Origin of the sequence: Streptomyces sp. NPDC005784 (assembly GCF_042871525.1) — a bacterium.
Lineage (GTDB): Bacteria > Actinomycetota > Actinomycetes > Streptomycetales > Streptomycetaceae > Streptomyces.
Map to the genome: position 1 here is coordinate 40,382 of NZ_JBIAIQ010000053.1, position 7,191 is coordinate 47,572.

General features: G+C 70.0%; 4 protein-coding genes and 2 pseudogenes. All 6 read left to right on the forward strand.

All coding sequences use genetic code 11. The features are described from left to right. Positions 1–341: 341 nt before the first annotated feature. The 6 genes and pseudogenes from ACFYR3_RS41570 (at position 342) to ACFYR3_RS41595 (ending at position 7,098) form a co-directional block, all read left to right on the forward strand. Positions 342–3,746 (forward strand): hypothetical protein, encoded by a 3,405-nt coding sequence (locus ACFYR3_RS41570; RefSeq protein ID WP_389287392.1) that lies wholly within the window; start codon positions 342–344, stop codon positions 3,744–3,746. Between the two features lie 99 nt (positions 3,747–3,845). Then, positions 3,846–4,322, forward strand: a complete 477-nt coding sequence (locus tag ACFYR3_RS41575) for a PH domain-containing protein (RefSeq protein WP_389287394.1) — start codon at positions 3,846–3,848, stop codon at positions 4,320–4,322. A 22-nt stretch (positions 4,323–4,344) separates the two neighbouring features. Then, positions 4,345–4,887 (forward strand): hypothetical protein, encoded by a 543-nt coding sequence (locus tag ACFYR3_RS41580; RefSeq protein WP_355310101.1) that lies wholly within the window; start codon positions 4,345–4,347, stop codon positions 4,885–4,887. Between the two features lie 83 nt (positions 4,888–4,970). Continuing rightward, positions 4,971–6,589: pseudogene (locus ACFYR3_RS41585) on the forward strand (trypsin-like serine protease); the annotation flags it as partial. Between the two features lie 131 nt (positions 6,590–6,720). Then, positions 6,721–6,876 (forward strand): annotated as a pseudogene (locus tag ACFYR3_RS41590) (hypothetical protein); the annotation flags it as partial. Positions 6,877–6,888: 12 nt separating this feature from the next. Beyond that, positions 6,889–7,098 carry a hypothetical protein gene (locus tag ACFYR3_RS41595; protein WP_389287400.1) on the forward strand — a complete coding sequence of 70 codons (210 nt, stop codon included), beginning with the start codon at positions 6,889–6,891 and terminating at the stop codon, positions 7,096–7,098. Positions 7,099–7,191: the final 93 nt, after the last annotated feature.

A 7,191-nucleotide genomic window follows, 5' to 3' on the forward strand; every position in this document is an offset into this window, starting at 1 on the left:
CCCACTCTGGATAACTCGGCCAGCCCTGCAGTGAGTTGCAGCACAGTCGAAAAAGGTTGTGCGGATCTCCATCAATGCTTCATACACAAAGGGAAATGGGATCGCAAAGGAGTGGCTCCTTGGTGGTGCCTGAATTCAGTCAACTTCCGGACTATTTCGCTTTTCCTGTCATCTGCATGTAGTCAACTCGCTCTCCATTTGCGTAAGGTCGCCGTGCGCCTGTGCCGAGTCCGGCTCAACTCCGTTGCGGATAACGGCACATGCGCATGTCCAACACAAACTTCAGCCGGCGGCATTTCACCGCAGGAACTGCTGCCGGGCGCCTATCCCGAAGGACCGTCTTGGATACCGTTTTAGATACCACGTACTGGAGCAGACGGCGTGTTCTCGGCGCCCTCGCGGCCATCACGGCCGTCACCGCCACCTCCAGCCTCGTCCTCAACCCCCTGGCCGCCCGGGCCGACACCCTGCCGCCCGACGGCGAGGACGGCGACCCGCTGAACCTGCCCGACACCGACCGAGGCAAGGTGGTCCAGGCGTGGCTGCTGGGCGGCCAGGCCGTCCGGACCGGCGCGGAAGCGGCGCTGACCGGTTCCGACGCCGACGTCCAGACCTTCCTGGCCTCCGGCCTCCCCTCGGCCATCGCGGAGGACAACCGCGTCGCCGTCCTCACTTCGCTGGCCGGTGGCGGCAAGGGCACCCGGCGTGAGGCCGGTGCCGCGATAGACGGCGGCGACGCCGCCATCACCGACTATCTGAACGGCGGCTTCAAGGCCGGCATCACGGAAGACCTGCGGGTGGCCACCGCGACCGTGATGGCCGTCGGTGGCAAGGCCGTGAACCGCGACGGCAACACGGCGCTGAACGCGACCGACCAGACCGCGCTGGAGACATTCCTCCTCGAAGGCCAGTACACGGCCCGGCTCGAGGACATGCGGGTCGACGTGAGCAAGCTCAGCGTGCAGGCCGGTCCCGAGGTGCAGAAGTACGCCTCCCGGGCCCTGTCCGGCACGGCCGAGGACATCCAGTGGTTCCTCGACACCGGCCAGCACATCGCCCGCGCCCGCGACCAGGAGTCCGCGACGATCGAGGAGCTCGTTGCGGTCGTCGAGCGCGAGGGCAAGAATGCCGACGCGAAGGCGCGGCAGGCCCAGGAGGCCTCCGACCGCGCCGTGGAGGCCGCCGAGAAGGCCAAGGCCGCAGCGGAGCAGGCCGCGTCCGAGGCCCAGGCGGCCCAGAACGACGTGGTCAAGTCGGGCAAGGCGGCCCGCAAGGCGGCCCAGGCGGCGCAGGGGGCGGCCGACGCGGCCCGCGTTGCCACCACCGCCTCGCACGCCGCGGTCCAGGCGTCCCGCTGCGCGGCCTATGCCGCCACCGGTGCGAGCCACGCCGCCGCGACGGCCGGCTCCGCCGCCGCCACGGCGTACAACGCCGCCATAGCCGCCTCCAAGGACGCTTCCAAGGCGAACGCGGCCAAGAACGCCGCTGTTGCCGCCCGCAACGCGGCCGCCAAGGCCCGCAGCGCGGCGAAGGCCGCCGACGCCGCGGCCACCTCCTCGGCGCAGGCCGCGAGCGCCGGGTCCGCCGCCGCCTCGGCGGCCCGCAACGCCGCTGCCGCCGCGAACGCGTCCGCCACCGCTGCCGCCGCCGCGGGTGCGGCCCAGGCGGAGGCGGCCGAGGCCAAGCGGCAGGCGCAGATCGCGAACAGCAACGCGACGATCGCCACCAACGCCGCCGGCGACGCGCAGGCGTTGGCGAACACCGCAGCGACGGCCGCCCGTACCGCACGCGACGCCGCGAACAGCGCGGCCGACCATGCGGACAACGCGGCGGCCGCTGCCGAGTGGGCGTACAAGTACGCGGGCCAGGCCGTCGACTACGCGAACAAGTCCACCGCGTTCGCCAACGAGGCCACCAAGGCCGCGAACACCGCCGTCGACGCCGTCAACCATGCCGTCGACGTGGAGAAGCAGGCACGGCAAGCCGAGACGCAGCGCCTGGACGCGGACATGAAGCAGGCGATGGCGGAGACCCGCCTGCTCGCCGAGATCGAGGCGCAGGAGAAGGCCGAGAGCGCCGAGAAGCGCTCCCAGGCCGAGCAGGCCGAGCAGGCCGAGCAGGCCGAGCAGGCCACGAAGGACCTCATCGCGCAGGCCGAATCGGCGCTGCAGAGCGGTGACACGAACCTTGCCACCACCCTCGGGCGCAAGGCGGCCATCGCCCTGATGAACTCGCGCGGCAGCTGGTCGCGTGAGGCGGCCCGGTTCGCCGTCTCGGGTGCGGAGGCCGACGTCCACGTCTGGATCGACACCGACCGGCAGCTCGCGCAGAAGCAGGACGACCGCGAGACTGCCCTCTACCTCGCCCAGGTCTCCTCCCCGGACATCGCCGACGCCGCGACCGTGGCGCTGGACAGCGACGCCCCGGACGCCGCCACCGCCTTCCTCGGCGGCGGCGTCATCGAGGCCGCCGCGACGGACAACAGGGTCGCGGTCTCCCGCATCCTGGCGGGCAGCCCCAGCAGTGCGGTGACCAAGGCGGCGAACGCCGCGCTGGACGCCGGCATTGGCCAGGCCCTGTACGAGTTCTTCACCAGCACGTACACGGCGGCGCAGCAGGAGGACGACCAGGTCGCCACCGCCACCCTGCTCAACACGGGCGGCCCGTACACCAAGGCCCATGCGCAGGCCGCGATGGAGGGCCCGTCGTGGATGCGGCGGAACTTCCTCGCCTCGATCCAGTACAAGACCGCGCAGCTCGACTACGACTCGGCCAGCCACATCGCCGCCGTCCAGGGCTCGATCGCAGCCGCGGGGAAGATCGCGCAGAAGGCCCAGGAGAACGCCAACCGTGCGCAGCAGGCAGCGGCGACGGCCCGTAACGCGGCCAAAGAGGCGCTGGAGTGGTCGGACAAGGCAGACAAGTCCGCCAAGCTGGCCATCACCTATGCGACGCAGGCCGATGCGAACGCGGACGCCGCCGACAAGTCGGCCAAGGACGCGCAGGCCTCGGCCGACAAGGCGAGCCAGGCGGCCTCGGTCGCCCGCAGTGCCGCACGCTCGGCGAACTACTCGGCGAACCGGGCCGTGGACGCCGCCCGTAGCGCGGTGGCCTCGGCCAACTCGGCGCAGGCCTCTGCCGTCTCGGCCCGGGCCTCCGCCAACCAGGCTGGCCAGGACGCCAAGACGGCGGCTGCGGCCGCGAGCCAGGCGCACCAGATCGCCACGGCGAAGCGGAAGGCCGAAGTCGCGGCGGCTGCCAAGAAGGCCGCCGAAGCGGCGCGCAAGGCCAAGGAGGCCGGCACCAATCTGGCCGACACCTCGGAGCACGACACAGTCAAGGGCGACCTTCCCTGGTGGAAGGACGCCTCGAGGTTCATGGCGAACTTCACCGACTGGGCCAGCATCGGGTTCGGGTTCGCCTCCGCCATCTGCGGCATCGCCGGCCTGGGAGTCGGCTTCTTCTTCCCGCCCGCGGGTCTGGTCCTGGAAGGCCTGGCAGGCGACTTCGGCACGATCTCCATCGCGTTCGCCGGAATCAGCACGCTGTTCACCGGAATCGGATACGGCTTCGGGAGCAGCGAGTTCAAGAAGTCGCTCGCGGGCACCGCGCTGGGCGTCCTCACCTTCGGCCAGTCCAAGTGGATAGGCGCCATAGGCGGCGGCAAGGTCGCCACGAAGATCACGCAGTTCGGCCACGACCTCGTGTCGCCGGTGACCGGGCTGCTGGGGCATCTCGGGTTCTAGCGAGGTGCAATGGAGAACCGCTGCGCACCGGGTCCGGCGGCAGGACTGCCGCCGGACCCGGCGCGCCGGGGCACTGCCCGCAGCACGACAGGAGTGGTCATGGGAGCACAGGAATTGCCGCGCGAGTACCGGGCGGGCAAACGGAAGACGACACCGACTCTGATCACCATGGTCTGCATGACGGCCTTGCTGCTGATTCCGACGTGGACCATCGCCTTCCCCCTCTGGCTGAAGCTGCTGGTGACCGTCGCGGTGCCGCTGTTCGTCGCAGCGGTCGCCGCGGTCCTGCCGCGGACCGGCACCGTGGTGGACCGCACCGGCATCCGGATCCAGGGGCCGCTGCGGACACACCAGCTGGCCTGGGCGGACATCCAGGACATCAGGACCGAGCGGCTGCCTGCCGAGGCCGAAGGCAAGGACTGGATGCCGAACGTGATCTCGTACGTCTACTTGTCCGACGGCCGGCGGAAGCTGCTGATCCACGTCAACGATCTGCACACCGACCTCGACCGGGAGATCGGCGTCCTGCGCTCCGCCTGGTCCGAGCTGCGCGACCGGCCTGTGCCCCTGTCCTGACCACGAAGAAGCGATGAAGAGGATGAAGAAGACTGTGATGAAGGCACGTTTCATAGTGCGTACGTCGAGTGCGGCGGTGGTTACCGGTGCTCTTGGGTGGTTTGTGTTGACGGGTGGTGTGCCTGCCGGATCTGGCTCGGGTGCTGGTGCCGTGAGTGGTGCTGGTGTGCGGGTGGCGGATGAGGCGCCGGGTTATGCGGTGGAGGATTTCAACTATCCAGGTGCGGACCGGATTCTGGCGGAGCAGAAGATCACGTTGAAGCGTGGGGACGGTCATGTGGTGCTGGCCGACTGCGCGAGTGCGACGGATCTGATCGAGGTGATGGCGCGGGCCAAGGCGGACAAGATCTGCTTCCGGGTGACCGGCAACTCGGGCTGGCTGAGCCTGGAGATCCCGGCCGTCTACTCGGTCAAGGGCAACGACTACACCACCCAGGTCGACATGAGCGCCGGCAGCGAGAACAAGACGTTCGACATCAACAAGAACGCCTGGACCGGCGTCGGCGAGAGCGCGGATGAACAGGGCCGCGACTTCATGCTCATGGAGATCCGCAGCACCAAGTAGTGCCCGCCGTACGCCACCACGCTCACCCCTCTGCGCCCCGGCGACAAGCCCTGCGCAGACCTCACCCCAAGGAACACCGGTTCATGGAACGCACCAGACGCGTCCGCTCCACCATCCTGGCGCTCGCCCTGCTGGCGGGCCCGCTCGCGCTGACGGCCACACCGTCGTCGGCCGCCACGGGCCCCGCCACCACTGACGCCGGCTACGCCTTCGCCGTCCGCCTCGACATCGGCACCGGCTCGCGCGCCTGCTCCGGCGCGCTGATCGCCCCGCAGTGGATCGCCACCGCCGCAAGCTGCTTCAGCGACAGCGGCGGCACCCCCCAGGCCGCCGCGGGCAAGCCGAAGTGGAAGACCACCGCCACCATCGGCCGCACCGACCTGACCGGCACCGCCGGACAGGTCCGCGAAGTCGTCGAGCTCGTCCCCCGGGAGGGGCGCGATCTCGTGCTGGCCCGCCTCGCCACACCACCACCGACATCACCCCGATACCGTTCGCGAAGACCGCCCCCGCCGCCGGCGACGAGCTCACCGTCGCGGGATTCGGCCGTACCGCCGACGAGTGGGCCCCGACGAAGCTGCACACGGCGACGTACCGGGTCGACTCGGTCGGCGGCACCACCCTCGGCATCAGCGGCAAGACCGCCGCCGACTCGATCTGCGCGGGCGACGCGGGCGGGCCGGTCGTCCGCCCCAAGGGCAGCGGCTACGAGCTCGTCGCGCTGAGCAGCCAGTCCTGGCAGGGCGGTTGCTTCGGCCAGAACCCGACCGAGACTCGCAACGGCGCGATCTCGTCCCGGCTGGACAACATCACCGGCGGCAGCCAGCTCGCCGCTGGTACTACCCTCGTCCCCGGTGACACCCTGACCTCCAACTCCGCACGGCTGACCATGCAGGCGGACGGCAATCTGACCGTCGGATCCAACGCCGGCGAGGTGCTGTGGTCCACGGGCACGGCCGGCCACCCGGGCGCCACCGCCCGCTTCGGCGCCGACGGCGATCTCGCGGTGCTGGCCGCCGACGGCTCCACCGTCCTGTGGGACTCGAAGACCTCGGCGGCCGGCGGCAGGGCCGTCCTGCAGGACCGCGGCAACTTCGTGATCTACAACGCCAAGGGCGAGTCGCAGTGGGCCGCCGGCACCGTCGTACGCCACGACTACACCGGGGACGGCCGGAGCGACATGGCCGACTGGTACGACTACGGCGACGGGCACGACTCCCTGCACACGTTCCTCACCAACCCCGAAGGCACCTTCCAGGCACCGAAGACCGCCTGGACGACTCCCGCCGGCAACTGGTTGTGGGACCATGTGAAGGCCACCACCGGCGACTACAACGGTGACGGTGTCGCCGATGTCGCGGCCGCCTACGGCTACGCCGACGGAAGCGTCGCCCTGTACACCTGGCTGGGCAACCCCGACGGCAGCTTCAGGACGCCGTTCAAGTCGTGGAACGTCGCCGCGGGCTCCTGGTCCTTCGCCAACATGACGCTCAACAGCGGTGACTTCAACGGCGACGGCCGCGACGACGTCTCGGTCTGGTACGACTACTCAGACGGCCACGACACCCTGTGGACCTTCACCGCCGCCGCGAACGGGGGTTTCAACGCCCCCTTCAACGGCTGGACCACCCCCGCCGGCAACTGGACGCACAGCAGCGGCAAGACGGTCACCGGCGACTTCAACGGCGACGGCCGCGACGACCTGGCCGTCTTCTACGGCTACGCGGACGACAGCGTCAAGCTCTGGACCTTCACCGCCACCGCAGCCGGCGGCTTCAACTCCCCGGCGCCTCGTGGTCCAGCTCCACCTGGGGCGACTGGTCGCGCACGTCCCTGCACTCCGGTGACTTCAACGGCGACGGCCGGGACGACGTCGCCGCCTGGTACGACTACTCGGACGGCCACGACGCGGTCCGGGTCTTCCCGAGCAGCACCACCGGCACCTTCGGCTCGAACTACGAGGCCTGGTCCACCCCCGCCGGCAACATGTGGCGCCAGAACATGCACATCGTGACCGGCGACTTCAACGGCGACGGTCGCGACGACCTCGGCGCGCTGTACGGGTACGCCGACGGCCGGGTGAAGACCTTCACCTGGACCACCGGTGCGGACGGCCACTTCGGTCCGGCCGTGGGCAGCTGGGAGGCGCCCGCCGGGAACTGGACCTTCGACCGGGCCCACTTCGTCGAGCGGTACGGCGCCGTCGACTAGTAGGGTCGGGGACTGGCGCGGTGGCTGATGCTCCGTTTCCAGTCCCCGCCGCTTCAAACCGTGCATGCAGTTCTCCCGCACACGGCTTTCCGA